12 protein-coding genes are annotated in these 14,598 nt (G+C 71.1%); 9 read left to right on the forward strand and 3 right to left on the reverse strand.

The window, feature by feature from the left end; genetic code table 11:
* The first annotated feature begins 5 nt into the window (after positions 1 to 5).
* From AB0J69_RS02725 to AB0J69_RS02735, 3 genes are read left to right on the forward strand one after another with little or no spacing between them, the layout of a single operon-like run.
* On the forward strand, positions 6 to 560 hold the full coding sequence (locus AB0J69_RS02725; protein WP_364112104.1) for a hypothetical protein: 555 nt from the start codon (positions 6 to 8) through the stop codon (positions 558 to 560).
* Positions 557 to 1,249: a response regulator transcription factor gene (locus tag AB0J69_RS02730; protein WP_364112106.1), complete on the forward strand. Its 693-nt coding sequence runs from the start codon at positions 557 to 559 to the stop codon at positions 1,247 to 1,249. Before AB0J69_RS02725 ends, AB0J69_RS02730 begins: the two co-directional genes overlap by 4 nt.
* Positions 1,246 to 2,724, forward strand: a complete 1,479-nt coding sequence (locus AB0J69_RS02735; protein WP_364112108.1) for a HAMP domain-containing sensor histidine kinase — start codon at positions 1,246 to 1,248, stop codon at positions 2,722 to 2,724. The genes AB0J69_RS02730 and AB0J69_RS02735 overlap by 4 nt, the downstream gene beginning before the upstream one ends.
* On the opposite strand, the gene AB0J69_RS02740 is transcribed toward AB0J69_RS02735, so the two are convergent.
* Positions 2,709 to 4,097, reverse strand: coding sequence for an FG-GAP and VCBS repeat-containing protein (locus AB0J69_RS02740; protein WP_364112110.1), 1,389 nt, complete (start codon positions 4,095 to 4,097; stop codon positions 2,709 to 2,711). The genes AB0J69_RS02735 and AB0J69_RS02740 overlap by 16 nt on opposite strands.
* 146 nt (positions 4,098 to 4,243) lie before the next feature.
* Between AB0J69_RS02740 and AB0J69_RS02745 the strand changes: the two genes are divergently transcribed.
* Complete coding sequence (locus AB0J69_RS02745) at positions 4,244 to 5,473, forward strand: cytochrome P450 (protein ID WP_364112112.1); 1,230 nt, start codon at positions 4,244 to 4,246, stop codon at positions 5,471 to 5,473.
* Here the strand turns inward: AB0J69_RS02745 and AB0J69_RS02750 are convergent.
* Together AB0J69_RS02750 and AB0J69_RS02755 are read right to left on the reverse strand one after the other, a co-directional pair.
* On the reverse strand, positions 5,470 to 6,894 hold the full coding sequence (locus AB0J69_RS02750) for an MFS transporter (protein ID WP_364112114.1): 1,425 nt from the start codon (positions 6,892 to 6,894) through the stop codon (positions 5,470 to 5,472). The two genes, AB0J69_RS02745 and AB0J69_RS02750, sit on opposite strands and share 4 nt — an antisense overlap.
* Before the next feature lie 45 nt (positions 6,895 to 6,939).
* A complete protein-coding gene (locus AB0J69_RS02755) occupies positions 6,940 to 7,536 on the reverse strand; it encodes a TetR/AcrR family transcriptional regulator (RefSeq protein ID WP_364112116.1) in 597 nt (198 codons plus the stop codon).
* 97 nt (positions 7,537 to 7,633) lie between these two features.
* Between AB0J69_RS02755 and AB0J69_RS02760 the strand changes: the two genes are divergently transcribed.
* From AB0J69_RS02760 to AB0J69_RS02780, 5 genes are all read left to right on the forward strand, one after another.
* On the forward strand, positions 7,634 to 8,674 hold the full coding sequence (locus AB0J69_RS02760; RefSeq protein ID WP_364112118.1) for a LacI family DNA-binding transcriptional regulator: 1,041 nt from the start codon (positions 7,634 to 7,636) through the stop codon (positions 8,672 to 8,674).
* Between the two features lie 196 nt (positions 8,675 to 8,870).
* Complete coding sequence (locus tag AB0J69_RS02765) at positions 8,871 to 10,229, forward strand: extracellular solute-binding protein (protein WP_364112120.1); 1,359 nt, start codon at positions 8,871 to 8,873, stop codon at positions 10,227 to 10,229.
* Positions 10,226 to 11,122: a sugar ABC transporter permease gene (locus AB0J69_RS02770; RefSeq protein WP_364112122.1), complete on the forward strand. Its 897-nt coding sequence runs from the start codon at positions 10,226 to 10,228 to the stop codon at positions 11,120 to 11,122. The genes AB0J69_RS02765 and AB0J69_RS02770 overlap by 4 nt, the downstream gene beginning before the upstream one ends.
* A gap of 1 nt (position 11,123) precedes the next feature.
* On the forward strand, positions 11,124 to 12,083 hold the full coding sequence (locus AB0J69_RS02775; RefSeq protein ID WP_364112124.1) for a carbohydrate ABC transporter permease: 960 nt from the start codon (positions 11,124 to 11,126) through the stop codon (positions 12,081 to 12,083).
* Between the two features lie 21 nt (positions 12,084 to 12,104).
* Positions 12,105 to 14,555 (forward strand): glycosyl hydrolase family 28-related protein, encoded by a 2,451-nt coding sequence (locus tag AB0J69_RS02780; RefSeq protein WP_364112126.1) that lies wholly within the window; start codon positions 12,105 to 12,107, stop codon positions 14,553 to 14,555.
* Positions 14,556 to 14,598: the final 43 nt, after the last annotated feature.

Genomic DNA, 14,598 nt, shown 5'->3' on the forward strand with positions numbered 1-14,598 from the left:
AGGACATGGACAAGCTGGACTCCTCGCCGTTCCCCGACGACCTGCGGGAGGAGCTCGCCGTCCAGCCCGTCAAGGGCACCTCGAAGGTCACGCTGGCGCTGGGCGCCGGGGTCGTGCTGGTGGCCGGGATCCTCCTCGGCATGCGGGCGCAGAGCATGTTCGGCACCGGCGCTGCGCCCCCGCAGGCCGCCGCGGGCGCGCAGCGCGCCCTGGGCGGCGGGTACGGCCGGCTGCCCGGCGGGGGACAGCTGCCCGGCGGGGGACAGCAGCCCGGGGGTGGGCAGCAGCCGGGCGGCGGGCAGCGGATGGGCGGCGGAACCGTCGGCACGGTCGAGAAGGTCGAGGGCGGCAAGGTCTACGTCAAGACCACGGACGGCGCCACCGTCACGGTCAACGTCACCGACCAGACCTCCGTGCAGATCTCCAAGGCGGGCAAGGTCGCCGACCTCGAGGCCGGCAGCACGATCGTGGTGCGCGGCCGGCCGGGCGCCGACGGCGCGGTCACCGCCGCCTCGATCACCCAGGGCGGCCAGGGATTCCAGGGAGGCGGCCCGCGATGAGCGAACCCGAGGCCAGGCTGCTGGTGGTCGACGACGAACCCAACATCAGGGAGCTGTTCTCGGCCAGCCTGCGCATGGCCGGGTTCGAGGTGCTGACCGCGGCCGACGGCAAGGAGGCCCTGCGGGTGGCCGAGGAGAGCACGCCGGACCTGGTGATGCTCGACGTGATGCTGCCCGACCTCGACGGCCTGGCGGTCGCGGGAAGGCTGCGGTCCCGCGGCCGCCGGGTCCCGGTGCTGTTCGTGACCGCCAAGGACACGCCGGAGGACCGGCTCGCCGGGCTGGGGCTCGGCGAGGACTACGTGACCAAGCCGTTCAGCCTGGAGGAGGTCATCGCCCGGATCCGGGCCGTGCTGCGCAGGACCCGGCGCGGCGCGCCCCCGCCGAACCGGCTGCAGGTGGCCGACCTGGAGCTGGACGAGGAGAGCCACGAGGTCTGGCGCGACGGCGTCCCCGTACGGCTGTCGCCGACGGAGTTCCGGCTGCTGCGGTACTTCATGCTCAACGTGGGCCGGGTGCTGTCGAAGACGCAGATCCTCGACCACGTCTGGAACGGCGACTGGCGCACCGACGTCGGGCTCGTCGAGTCGTACGTCTCCTACCTGCGCCGCAAGGTGGACACCGGCGAGCGCAAATACCTGCACACGCTGCGCGGGGTGGGCTACATCCTGCGCCCGCCCCGCATATGAGAGAGCTCAGGAAACAGCTGTCCAGGGCGCCGCTCTGGCTGCGGCTGGTCTCGGCCACCCTCCTGCTGGTCACCCTCGCCATCACGCTGACCGGCCTGTTCGCCGTGCGGCTGCTGCGCGGCTATCTCGTCGAGCGCGTCGACCAGCAGCTCCGCGCGGCCACCATGCCGTGGCGCGACGCGCCCCCGCCGCCGGACCCGCGCCCGGACGCGCGGCCGCAGCGCTTCTTCGGCCTGTTCCACGGCGTGATCCTGGACTCGGGCGGCGTGCTGGTCAGGACCATCAGCGAGTCGACCGAGGAGCACCGCCCCGACCTGCCCCGGCTGACCCTGGCCGACGTCATCGAGCTCAGGGGGCGCCCCTTCACGGTGGACTCGCGCGAGGCGGGCGGCCCGAGCTGGCGGGTCGTCGCGGTGCCGGGGCGGCTGGGCGAGAGCCGGGTGATGGCCATCAGCCTGGGCGACGTGGACGGCACGGTCTCCCAGCTCGGCCTGATCGTCGCGGTCGGCGGCGGGGGCACGCTGGTGGTGCTCGGTTTCGCCTGCTACTGGCTCGTACGCCGGAGCCTGCGCCCGCTGCGCCAGATCGCGCACACCGCGAACGACATCGCCGACGGCGACCTGTCGCGCCGCGTGCCCCTCTGGGCCGGCACCACCGAGGTCGGCAAGCTGGGCCGCTCGCTCAACACCATGCTCGCCCGGATCGAGGTGGCCGTGCGCGAGCGGGAGGCGGCCGCCGAGTCCGCCCGCGAGTCCGCCACGGCCGCCCGGCGGTCGGAGGAGCTGATGCGCAGGTTCATGGCCGACGCCTCGCACGAGCTGCGCACGCCGCTGACCTCGATCAGGGGGTTCGCGGAGCTGTACCGGCTGGGGGAGGAGAAGGACCTGGCCGAGGCCGTACGCCTGCTGAGCCGCATCGAGGGGCAGGCCGCCCGGATGGGGCTGCTGGTGGAGGACATGCTGCTGCTGGCCCGGCTCGACCAGCGGCGTGAGCTGGCGATGCGGCCCGTGGACCTGCTCAGCCTGGCGGCCACGGTGGTGATCGACGCCCAGACGCTGGCGCCCGACCGGAGGATCGAGCTGGTGCGGCTGTTCGGCGGCGACGGCGACGTGATCGTGACCGGCGACGAGACCCGGCTGGGCCAGGTGCTCAACAACCTCGTGACCAACGCGCTCACCCACACCCCGGCCGGCACCCCGTTCCAGGTGCGGGTGGGTATCGACGGCGACCAGGCCGTCGTGGAGGTGGCCGACGAGGGGCCCGGATTCCCGGCGGAGGTGGCCGAGCGGGTGTTCGAGCGGTTCTACCGGGCCGATCCGGCGCGCAGCACGGGCGGGTCGGGGCTGGGGCTGTCGATCGCGGCCACGCTGGTGGAGGCGCACGGCGGCATCGTGCTGGCGGAGAGCGAGCCCGGCAAGGGCGCCCTGTTCCGGGTGATCCTGCCCGTCGGGGACGAGGGTCAGCCGAAGGTGTAGCCGTACAGGCCGGTGCCCTTGCTGAGCTGGCGGACCTTGCCCAGCTTGAGGCGGGACTCCCGCCGGCCGGGCGCGTACATGACGAGTCCCTGATCCGGCGCCGCCACGACGAGCCCGTACACCGGGGGCCGCTTGGCCAGCGATCGATAGCGCTCCCAGCCCGGCAGTGCGGTCACCGAGGCCCCGAAGTCCTGCCCCTTCCCCTTCACCAGCAGGTTCCCCACCCGGGTCAGCCCGCCCGACGAGCGCCCCTGGAGCACCTGGACGGCCTTCTCACCGGGCACGCCGACGGCCAGCTCGTCGTTGCCGTCGCCGTTGAAGTCCCCGGCGGCCAGCGAGGCCCCGAACCGGTCGTAGTAGCGCGGCCTGCCGTCCAGCGAGTTCTGCGACCAGGCCTCGGTCCTGTCGGTGCGCAGGCCGGCCCGGGAGCCGTAGAGCACGTCCACGGTGCCGTCGCCGTAGTCCATGGCCCGCTGGTTCTCGCTGATCCCCTCGCCGGGCACGCCGATGGCCAGGTCGGACCGGCCGTCGCCGTTGAAGTCCCCGGTGGCCAGCGAGGCCCCGAAGTTGTCCCACTTCTCCGAGGCACCCTTGATCCCCGGAGTGCTCTGCGTGAGCAGCCGGGCCCGCTTCCCGCGTACGTCGATGACGGTCACCGAGCCCTGCCCGTCCACCTTCACGCTGTCCGCGGGCGCTCCCACGGCCAGCTCGTCGCGCCCGTCCCCGTCGAAGTCGCCGGTCGCCAGCGAGGCGCCCCACTGGTCGGTGACGCTCGCCGCCTGACGCACCCACGGCGTCTTCTGCGTGATCTGGTACGGCTTGCGGCCCTTCATCCAGTACACGGTCACCGCACCGCCCGACCGGTGGCTCGGCGCCCCGACCGCCAGCTCGTCCCGGCCGTCCCCGTCGAGGTCCCCCGCCGCCAGCGAGGCCCCGAACCGGTCGCTGGACGGCTTGGCCAGCGCCAGCTCCTTTCCGGCGACCAGCCCTTCCGGGGACCCGTCGAAGATCTGCACGACCCCGTTCCCGTCGCCCCCCGGCACCCGCTTCCCGGCGAACTCCTCCGACACCCCCACGGCCAGGTCGGCGCACCGGTCCCCGTTGAAGTCGCCGACGGCCAGCGCCGAGCCGAACGAGTCGCCGGGCTCGGCGCCGTCCTGGGTGAGCCTGGCCTTCCTGCCGGAGCCGTACATGACGGTCACGGAACCGGCCCTGGAGGCGTCGTAGGGGGCGGCCACGGCGAGGTCGGGACGGCCGTCGGCGTCGAAGTCGAGGGGGTGCCCGCCGCACGCGCGGACGGTGGCGGACCCGATTGCGGGTGTCGTACCGGAAGCGAGGGGGAGAACCAGGCAGGCAGCCAGCAGAACCTTCATACCGGAAGTAATGACCAGGCAGGTCGAACCGGGTCTGAACGGCACGAGAACGGGCCAGGAGGGCGGGATGCACATCACTCTCCCCCTCGGCGGGACAGGGGCTCCGGGCGGCCGCTGAACGCGGCGGAACGTGCCAGGATAGATGGGTGGACATCGACCTCGCGGATCTGGATTTCTGGCGCAAACCCCTCAAAGAGCGGAATGAGGCGTTCGCCCGGCTCCGGCAATTGGAGCTTCCGGTGTTCTTCCCTGAGAAGAAGGTGCCCCTCCTCCGCTCGGGCAAGGGCTTCTACGCCCTCGTACGACACGCGGACGTGGTCGAGGCCAGCCGCAACGCCAAGATCTTCTCCAGCGAGCCGGCCGTCACCAACCCGGAGCCGCCCGGCTGGGTGAAGCAGGTGTTCGGCGAGTCGATGGTCAACATGGACGACCCGCGCCACGCCCGCCTGCGCCGGATCGTCACCCGCTCGTTCAGCCCGAAGATGCTGGCCGGCCTGCAGAGCGACATCGAGGCCGCGTGCGCGCGCATCGTGGACGACGTCGTCGAGGCCGGGCCGCGCGACTTCGTCACCCAGGTGGCCGCCCGGCTGCCCATCCACGTCATCTGCGACATGCTCGACATCCCGCAGGAGCTGCGGGAGAAGGTCCACCAGCACGTCGACATCTCCACCGCATACACCGGCGTGCGCCCCAGCCTGGCCCGCAGCGTCCAGATGGCCGGCCAGAACATGCTGGCCCTGCTCGCCCTGCAGCGCATGGTGATCAAGCTCGGCCACGAGCGCGTCGCCGACCCCAAGGGCGATCTGGTCTCCCTGCTGGTCAACGCCAACCCCGACGGCGAGAAGCTGACCGACAAGGAGCTCGGCTCGTTCTTCTCCCTGCTGCTGGTGGCCGGCAACGAGACGGCCCGCAACACGATGGCCCACGGCATCCGGCTGCTCACCGAGAACCCGGCGCAGCGCGAGCTGCTGATGAGCGACTTCGACGCGCACATCAACGGCGCGATCGAGGAGATGGTCCGCTACGTGTCGCCCATCATGCAGTTCCGGCGCACGGTCACCGAGGACTACTCGCTGCGCGGCCTGGAGCTGAAGCAGGGCGACAAGGTCGTGCTGTTCTACGGCTCCGCCAACCGTGACGAGTCGGTCTTCCCCGACGCCGACACGTTCGACATCACCCGCGACACCAAGCCCCACGTCGGCTTCGGCGGCCCCGGGCCGCACTTCTGCCTGGGCGCCAACCTGGCCAGGCAGGAGACGCGCACGATGTTCCGCGAGCTGCTGACCCGGCTGCCCGGCATCCGCTCGGTCGGCGAGCCCGAGCTGCTCCTGTCGAACTTCGACAACAGCGTCCGCAGCCAGGCGTTCACGTTCTAGCCGCCGCTCTCCCTGTCGTCGTCGACGGCCAGGACGTTCGTCCTGATCGTGAAGAACGTGATCAGCGCCGCCACCACCATCATCCCGGCGCTGAGCAGCATGGCCATCCGGAACCCGGCGTCGAACACCGGCGGGTTCTCGAACGCGTCGCCCACCAGCCCGACCAGCGGCGGCACGGCGGCCACGGCCAGCAGGCTGCCGGTGCGCGCCACCGCGTTGTTCACCCCGCTGGCCGTGCCGGCGTAGCGCTCGTCGGCGGTGGCCAGCACGGTCGCGGTCAGCGGCGCGACGGCCGCCGACAGGCCGAGCCCGAAGACGAACACCGCCGGCAGCACCAGGAGCAGGTAGGACGCGCCGAACCCGATCATGCTCATGAGCAGGAACCCGCCGGCCGCCACCAGGATCCCGATCGTCATGGGCCAGCGCGGGCCCACCCGCTTGGCCACGTCGCCGGCCCGGGCCGACAGCAGCATCATCAGGATCGTCGTCGGCAACATCGACAGCCCGGCGGCGATGGGGGAGAACCCGGAAACCACCTGGAGCTGCACCACCAGCAGGAAGAACACCACTCCCATGGCCGCGTACATGATCAGCGTCACCACGTTCACCGCCGTGAACACGTGGTCGCGGAACATCCCGACCGGCACCAGCGCGTCGGGTGACCTGCGGATCTGGACCACCACGAACGCGACGCCCAACGCCACCCCGGCCAGCAGCGGCGCCGGGGCGCCCTTCTCGATCAGGCCGTAGGTGATGCCGGCCAGCGCCAGCGCCGCCAGCACCGACCCGAGCACGTCGAACCGCCCGGCCGCCCGCTCGTCCTTGCTCTCCGGCACGTGCCGCAGCGTGACGAACACGATGAGCGCCGCGAACGGCAGGTTGATCAGGAACGCCCACCGCCACCCGGCTGTCTGCACCAGCCACCCGCCCAGCAGCGGGCCGATGGCGCTGGCCACGCCGCCGAGCCCCGACCACATCCCGACGGCCCTGGGGCGGTCGTGGCGCACAAACGACGCCTGGATGATCGCCAGCGAGCCCGGCGTCAGCAGCGCGCCGCCGATCCCCTGCAGGGCACGCGCCGCGATGAGGAACTCGATGTTCGGTGACAGCCCGCACAGCGCCGAGGCCACCGCGAACCAGACGGTCCCGATGAGGAAGAGCCTGCGGCGGCCGTAGCGGTCGCCGAGGGAGCCGCCCAGCAGGATCAGCCCGGCCAGGGTGAGCGTGTAGGCGTTGATCGTCCACTGCAGGCCGTCCATGCGGGCGTCGAGCTCCCGCCCGAGGAACGGCAGCGCCACGTTCACCACGGTGCTGTCGAGCAGCGCCAGCCCGGAACCGAGCACGGTCGCCAGCAGGATCCAGCGGCCGCGTGCCGACTTGAGCTCGACATGATCGTGGAGCTCTCCCGGGTGGTATGTCATGGAACGATCCTCCCACCCGCCATCGGTGGTACGTCCCCCGGGTATCTACGCGTTGGCCAAGGCCCGCAGCACGAACTCCGAAACCAGCTCCCCGGCGTGCTCCACCGTCACGTCGCCACTGATCAGCGGCACCCGCTCGGCCCCGATGACGGCGAGGACCATCCGCGCCGTGGCCGCCACGTCGAGCACCCGGAAGTCGCCGGCGTCGATGCCGCTCTCCAGGATCTCCACCAGGATCCGCTGCATGGGCGCGACGTGCTCGGCCAGCCGCTGGTAGGCGTCGGGCCCCAGCGCCGCGCTGAGGTCGGCGGCGCCCGGATGGGGGTGGGCGAGCAGCCCCGCGAGCTGCAGCCGCACGAACACCCGCAACCGGTCGGCGGGGGAGGCCCCGGCGGGCAGCTCCCGCTCGTAGCTGTCGATGAAGTATTGGGTGACGCGCTCGGTGAAGGCCAGAAGCAGGGCCGCCTTGTCGGGGAAGTAGTTGTAGAGCACCGTGCGGGTGATCCCGGCCTCGCCGGCCACGTCGGTCATGGAGATGGCGTCGATGCCCTGCACTCGCGACAGGCGCGAGACGGCCTGGAGGATCCGGTCGCGCGTCTGGGCGCGGTGCTCGCCGATGGTGGCGGCCGAGATGCGGGGCATACGCCCATCGTAGGCCGGACTGGGCGCCAGGTCATGGCTGTCGATTTTTTGCGCGACTCATTTCCATTCTTGCAATCATCCTTGTAACATCGGCTCCATGCCGAGACGACTCTCCGATGTGGCCGCCTTCGCCGGGGTGAGCGTGGCCACCGTCAGCCGGGTGCTGCACGACAAGCCCGGCATCGCCCAGGCCACGCGCGACTCCGTGCTCACCGCGCTCGACGTCTTCGGCTACGAGCGCCCGCAGAAGCTGCGCAACGAGCGGGCGCCGCTCATCGGGCTCGTCCTGCCCGAGCTGCAGAACCCGATCTTCCCCGCCATGGCCGAGCTGGTCGTCACCGAGCTGATCAGGCACAACCTGCTGCCCGTCCTGTGCACCCGCACCGCCGACGGGCTGCCCGAGGCGCACTACGTCGAGATGCTGCTCGCGCAGAACGTGGGCGGCATCGTCTTCATCGGCAGCAGCTACGCCGACGCCGGAGCCGCGCAGGTCAAGGTGCTGCGCGCGCGCAAGCTGCCGATCGTGCTGATCAACGCCGCCGACGAGAACCTCGACGTCCCCCGGGTGTGCGTGGACGACGGGGTCGCCGTGCGGCAGGCGCTGGGCCACCTGCGGGCCCTCGGGCACGAGCGGATCGGGCTGATCCTCGGCCCGGTCGGGCACGTGCCGTCCGCGCGCAAGCTCGCCGCCTACGCGGCGCACGCCGAGGAGCACGCCGAGGAGCAGGGTGGGAAGCAGGGTGGGAAGCAGGGCGGCCTGGGGTGGCGCGCGCTCGTGGCTCACACGATCTTCTCCATGGAAGGCGGCGCCACCGCCGCTATGCGGCTGGTCGGTGAGGGGGCCACCGCCCTGGTGTGCGCCAGCGACGCGCTCGCGCTCGGCGCCATCAGGGCCGTGCGCAAGCTGGGCCTCAAGGTGCCGGCCGACGTGTCGGTGGTCGGGTTCGACGACTCCAGCCTGATGAGTCTGACCGACCCGCCCCTGACCACCGTGCGCCAGCCCATCGCGGCCATGGGCGGCGCGGCGGTCGCCGCCCTGATGTCGCAGATCAACGGCCATGTGGTGCCTGTCGACGAGGTGTTGTTCGATCCGGAGCTGATCGTGCGGGGCTCCACGGGGATGTGCCCCGCCCCCTAGCCGGACGGGATGTTAGTAAATTTCATATCACAGCAAGATTCTTGCGTCACGCTCTGGACATCCGACATGTGCGGTCCTACGGTTCTGGGCAACACCTCGGCGCTCGAAAACCCCACACGACGCGGTGCGCACGCACCGCCGGCGATCCGGGCTGCCCAGGTCCAGGTGTTTCCACCCACGGAAGGGATCGCTAGTGATGAAGCGCGGCAGGGCCCTCGGGCTGTCTCTGGCCGTCTGCGCGACGACGCTGGCCTCCGCGGCCTGCGGCGGCCAGGGGGTCGAGCCCGAAGCGTCCGCGGGCGGCCCCGTGACCATCACGGTCAACGGCCTGCCCCCGGCGACCGACGAGTACAACCGGGCCGTGTTCGAGGAGAACGTCAAGGCGTTCGAGGCCAGGTTCCCCGGCTACCGGATCGACGCCAAGGAGGGTTTCATGGACCCTCAGACGTTCAACGCCAAGATCGCCGGCGGCCAGCTCGAGGACGTCTTCTACGTCTACCTCACCGACGCCCAGAACCTCATCGCCAAGCGGCAGGTCTCCGACGTCGCGCCCTACCTGGCGGAGTTCCCGGTCACCAAGGACTACAAGCCGGGCCTGATGCAGGTCTTCTCGGACGGGCGCGGCAAGGTGTACGGGCTGCCCGACGACAACTACTCCCTGGGCCTGCTCTACAACCGCAAGCTGTACGAGAAGGCCGGCCTCGACCCCGGCAAGCCCCCGCTCACCTGGGCCGAGGTCCGCGAGAACGCCAAGAGGCTGGCCGCGCTCGGAGACGGCGTCGTCGGCTACGGCGACTACAGCAAGTCCAACACCGGCGGCTGGCACTTCACCGCCGAGCTCTACTCCCTCGGCGGCGACGTCGCGGTCAAGGACGCGGCGACCGGAGCCTGGAAGGCGGCCTTCAACGACGACAAGGGCCGCCAGGTGCTGCAGCAGCTCAAGGACATGCGCTGGACCGACGACACGATGGGCAAGCGCCAGCTCCTGGAGTACGACGACCTGGTCAAGCTCATGGCCGCGGGCAAGCTCGGCCAGATGGTGGGCTCCACCGGCGACCTGACCAACACCGTCACCCGGTTCAAGGCCACGTACGACGACTACGGCATGGGCCCGATCCCCGGCGGGCTGGGCACGCTCGGCGGCGGCTCCGGCTACATGTTCAAGGCCGGCCTCAGCGCCGAGAAGATCAGGGCCGGGCTGGCCTGGCTGACGTTCAAGAAGAACCCCGACCGCATCGCCGCCGACAACGAGAAGGCCGCCGCCAAGGGCCTGCCCGTCGGCCTGCCCGAGCCGAACGTGTGGACCGGCGCCTCGGAGCGGAAGCAGCTCGACGCGACGAAGAAGCACGCCAACATCCCCACGGAGAACTTCGCCCCGTTCGCCGAGGCCCTCGGCCGCGTCCCGGTCAAGCTGGAGCCGCCGAACGCCCAGCAGGTCTACGCCGCGCTCGACACCGCCATGCAGCAGGTCCTCACCAACCGCGACGCCGACCCGGCGCGGCTGCTGGCCGACGCCGAGAAGCAGGTCAACCAGATCCTGGCCACGGTCAGGTGACGGCCGTCACCCGGCGCCGTGCCCGGCCGGGCCGCAAGGTCGCCGACAACCTGCACGCCTGGGCGTTCCTGGCGGCCGGCGTCGCATGCTTCGCCCTGTTCTCGTGGTACCCCCTGGTCAGGGGCATCGTCCTGGCCTTCCAGCAGGTCAACTTCGTCACCGACGCGATCTGGGTCGGCTGGGACAACTTCCGCGCCCTGTTCGCCGACCCGCTGTTCTTCACGGCCTGGGGCAACACGCTGGAGTTCACGGGGCTGGCGCTGCTGTTCGGGTACGCGGTGCCGTTCGTGGTGGCCGTCGTGGTCAACGAGTTCCGGCACCTCAAGGGGTTCTTCAGGATCGCGGTCTACATGCCGGTCATGCTGCCGCCGATCGTCAGCGTGCTGCTCTGGCAGTACTTCTACGACCCCGGCAACGGCCTGTTCAACTCGATCCTGACCGGGCTGGGCCTGCCCGGCTCCGACTGGACGCAGTCCCCGAAGCTGGCCATGATCTCCCTGGTCCTCGTCTCGACCTGGGCCAACATGGGCGGGGCCACGATCATGTACCTGGCCGGCCTGGCCACCATCCCGAGCGAGCTGTACGAGGCCGCCGAGCTCGACGGCGCGAGCGTCCGGCAGCGGATCCGGCACGTCGTCCTGCCGCAGATGCGCTTCATCCTGCTGGTCCTGCTCCTGCTGCAGATCGTGGCCACCATGCAGGTCTTCATCGAGCCGTACCAGCTCACCGGCACCACCAACCCGGACACGATCACGGTCATGGTGCTCGTCTACCGCTACGCCTTCACCGTCAACAACGACTTCGGGCTGGCGGCCTCGATGAGCGTGCTGCTGTTCGTGGTGCTGGGCGCGTTCTCGGCCGCGTACCTGCGCCTGACCCGCGACAAGGACTGAGATGACCCTCACCACCGCGCGCCCGGCCCCCGCCGCGGCGCCGCCCGCCCGCGCGAAGGCCCGGCGGGTACGGCGCGAGCCGGCCGCCAGGACGCTGATCTCCGAGGCCGACCTGAACCGCGGCCACCGCCGGATCGTCTACTGGACCGTGCTGGCGGGCCTGGCCGTGCTGTTCGTGCTGATCTTCCTCTTCCCCCTGTACTGGATGGTCACCGGCGCGATGAAGGCGCCCGCCGAGCTGGCAGAGCCGGTGCCCACGCTGGTGCCGCGCGAGTGGCACCCCGAGACGTTCGCCACCGCGTGGGAGCGGCTGGACCTGGGCCGGTTCCTGCTCAACACCACCTTCTACACGGCCGGCGTCTGGCTGTTCACGCTGGTGGTGGACGTGGCGGCGGCGTACGCGCTGTCCCGGCTGCGCCCGGTGCTCGGCAAGCTGGTGCTGGGCCTCATCCTGGCCAGCCTCATGCTGCCGGCCGACGCGCTGCTGGTGCCGAAATACCTGGCCGTCGTGGACGTGCCGATCCTCGGCGTCAACCTCGTCGACTCGCCCTGGGCGCTCTGGCTGCCCGCCGCGGCCAACGCGTTCAACATCTACGTGCTCAAGCGGTTCTTCGACCGGATCCCGGGCGAGCTGCTGGAGGCGGCGGCCATCGACGGCGCCGGCCGCTTCCGGATGTTGTGGAGCATCGTGCTGCCGCTGTCGCGGCCGGTGCTGTCCGTCGTGTCGATCTTCGCGATCATCGGGGCCTGGAAGGACTTCCTCTGGCCGCTGCTGGTGCTGCGCGACCCACAGGCGCAGACGCTCAGCGTGGCGCTGAGCCGGCTGGCGTTCACCGGGTTCGTGCCGCAGAACGAGATGTTCGCCGCGCTCGCGATCGCGTCCTTTCCCGTGATCATCATCTTCATGATCTTCCAGCGCGGCATCCTCAGCGGCCTGTCGGCCGGCGCCCTCAAGGGCTGATCTCGTAGGCAAGGAGCTCGCATGTTACGCAGACTGTCCGTTTCCGTGGTCCTCGCACTCGCCGTCCTCACCGTTCCCGCGCGGGCGGCCACCACCACCTACCAGGCCGAGTCGGCGGCGCTGTCCGGCGGCGCGGCCGTCAGCACCGAGCACGGCGGCTACACCGGCAGCGGTTTCGTGGCCGGCTACACCGACGGCAACAAGGGCAGGGCGGCCACGACCTTCACCGTCTCGGCCCCGGCCGACGGCGCGGCGACGGTCAGCCTGCGCTACGCCAACGGCACCACGGCCACGATGTCCCTGTCCGTCTACGTCAACGGCACGAAGATCCGCCAGACCTCGCTGCCCGCCGTCGGCCCCTGGAACGCCTGGGGCACCAAGGACGAGACCCTCCCGCTCAGGGCCGGCTCGAACACCATCGCCTACCGCTTCGACAGCACGGACCTGGGCAACGTCAACCTGGACAGCATCACGGTCGCCGATCCGGTGGCGGCGCTGCCGTACGAGATGGAGACCGCGTTCCTGGCCGGCGGCGCGGGCGTGGCGACCTCGATCGGCGGTTACGCCGGCACCGGCTACGCCACCGGCTTCACGACCCCCGGCGCCCGCGCGATCCGCACCCTGACCATGCCCGCCGCCGGACCCGCCGCCACCACCCTCAGGTACGCCAACCCCACCGGCACCGCCAGAACGCTCACCGCGTACGCGAACGGGCTGAAGGCCGGCCGCATCACCCTCCCCGCCGGCGCCGGCTGGCTCACCGTCACCCACACGCTGACCCTGCGCGCCGGCCTCAACCTGATCGGTTACCAGTACGACAGCGGCGACACCGGCGGCGTCGCGCTCGACGGCCTCACCGTCGCCGGCGCCGGCACGCTTGAGACCCGCGGCGCCACCGTCCCCTACACCGAGTACGAGGCCGAGCACGGCACCACCAATGCCACCGTCATCGGCCCCGACCGCACGTACCTCACCCAGGCCGCCGAGTCGTCCGGCCGCCGCGCCGTCAAGCTGGCCTCGACCGGCGAGTACGTCCAGTTCACGCTGACCAGGCCGGCGAACTCGATCGTCGTGCGGCACATCGTCCCCGACAACGCGGCCGGGACCGGCACCACCGCGCCCCTGGCCCTCTACGCGAACGGCACCAAGCTCCAGGACCTCACCCTCAGCTCCACCTACAGCTGGGTCTACGGTGCCTACCCGTACGGCAACGACCCCGCCGGCGGGAACCCCCACCACTTCTACGACGAGGCCCGCGCGCGCATCCCCGCCCAGCCCGCAGGCACGGTGCTGAAGCTGCAGAAGGACGCCTCCTCCAGCGCCGCCTACTACGTGATCGACCTCATCGACACCGAGCAGGTCGCCGCGGCGCTCACCATGCCCGCCGACCACCTGCCCGTCACCTCCTACGGCGCGGTCGCCGACGACTCCGGCGACGACACCGCCGCCATCGGCAACGCCGTCGCCGCCGCCCGCGCGCAGGGCAGGGGCGTGTGGATCCCGGCCGGCACGTTCGTCATCAGCGCGCGCGTCAACGTGGCCGGGGTGAGCGTGCGCGGCGCCGGCCAGTGGCACACCACCCTGCGCGGCACGAACGGCAAGGGCGGCTTCTTCGCCACCGGCTCCGGCGTGCAGATCGCCGACCTGACCATCGCCGGCGACGTCCGCTACCGCGACGACGCCGCGTTCGACACCGGCATCGAGGGCAACTTCGGCACCGGCTCGCTGGTGCACAACGTCTGGATGGAGCACGTCAAGGTCGGCATGTGGGTCGACTCGGGCACCGACGGGCTGTACGTCGCCGGCGTACGCATCCGCGACACGTTCGCCGACGGCGTCAACCTGCACGCCGACGTCCGCAACACCCGCTTCGACCAGAGCGTCGTGCGCAACACCGGGGACGACGGGCTGGCCATGTTCTCGCAAGGGGCACCGGTCACGAACTGCGCGTTCACCTTCAACACGGTCACGCTGCCGATGCTGGCCAACGCCGTCGGCGTCTACGGCGGCTCGGGCAACCGGGTCGAGGACAACCTGCTGTCCGACACCGTGACCGGCTCCGCTGGCATCGCGATCAGCACCCGCTTCTCGCCGGTGCCGTTCAGCGGCACGACCTCGGTCCGGCGCAACACGCTCACCAGGACCGGCGGGTACGAGCCCAACTGGGGCGCCCAGCTCGGCGCCCTGTGGATCTACGCGGACACCGCCGACATCACCGCGCCCGTCGTGGTCCAGGACGTCGCCGTCAACGACAGCCTCCACCAGGGGCTGCTGCTGAGCTGGCAGAAGACCATCGCCAACCTCACGCTCGACCGGGTCACCATCTCCGGGGCCGGCACGTACGGCATCGAGGCGAACGCGGCCGGCAGCGCCACGGCGACCGGCGTCAAGGTCACCGGGGCCACGTCCGGCGGCCTGAACAACCTGACCGGCTACACCTTCGTCCGAGGTCAGGGCAACACCGGCTGGTAGCGGCGGCACGTCCGCGCACCGTTCAACGACACTCAGAGATCAG

It is taken from the genome of Nonomuraea sp. NPDC049709, assembly GCF_040674815.1.
Classification (GTDB): Bacteria; Actinomycetota; Actinomycetes; order Streptosporangiales; family Streptosporangiaceae; genus Nonomuraea.

Bases quoted from the DNA above. Each gene is read 5' to 3' on its own strand.
- AB0J69_RS02725 (WP_364112104.1), top strand. From the start codon at position 6: ATGGACAAGCTGGACTCCTCGCCGTTCCCCGACGACCTGCGGGAGGAG.
- AB0J69_RS02730 (WP_364112106.1), top strand. From the start codon at position 557: ATGAGCGAACCCGAGGCCAGGCTGCTGGTGGTCGACGACGAACCCAAC.
- AB0J69_RS02735 (WP_364112108.1), top strand. From the start codon at position 1,246: ATGAGAGAGCTCAGGAAACAGCTGTCCAGGGCGCCGCTCTGGCTGCGG.
- AB0J69_RS02740 (WP_364112110.1), bottom strand. From the start codon at position 4,097: ATGAAGGTTCTGCTGGCTGCCTGCCTGGTTCTCCCCCTCGCTTCCGGT.
- AB0J69_RS02750 (WP_364112114.1), bottom strand. From the start codon at position 6,894: ATGACATACCACCCGGGAGAGCTCCACGATCATGTCGAGCTCAAGTCG.
- AB0J69_RS02755 (WP_364112116.1), bottom strand. From the start codon at position 7,536: ATGCCCCGCATCTCGGCCGCCACCATCGGCGAGCACCGCGCCCAGACG.
- AB0J69_RS02760 (WP_364112118.1), top strand. From the start codon at position 7,634: ATGCCGAGACGACTCTCCGATGTGGCCGCCTTCGCCGGGGTGAGCGTG.
- AB0J69_RS02765 (WP_364112120.1), top strand. From the start codon at position 8,871: ATGAAGCGCGGCAGGGCCCTCGGGCTGTCTCTGGCCGTCTGCGCGACG.
- AB0J69_RS02775 (WP_364112124.1), top strand. From the start codon at position 11,124: ATGACCCTCACCACCGCGCGCCCGGCCCCCGCCGCGGCGCCGCCCGCC.
- AB0J69_RS02780 (WP_364112126.1), top strand. From the start codon at position 12,105: ATGTTACGCAGACTGTCCGTTTCCGTGGTCCTCGCACTCGCCGTCCTC.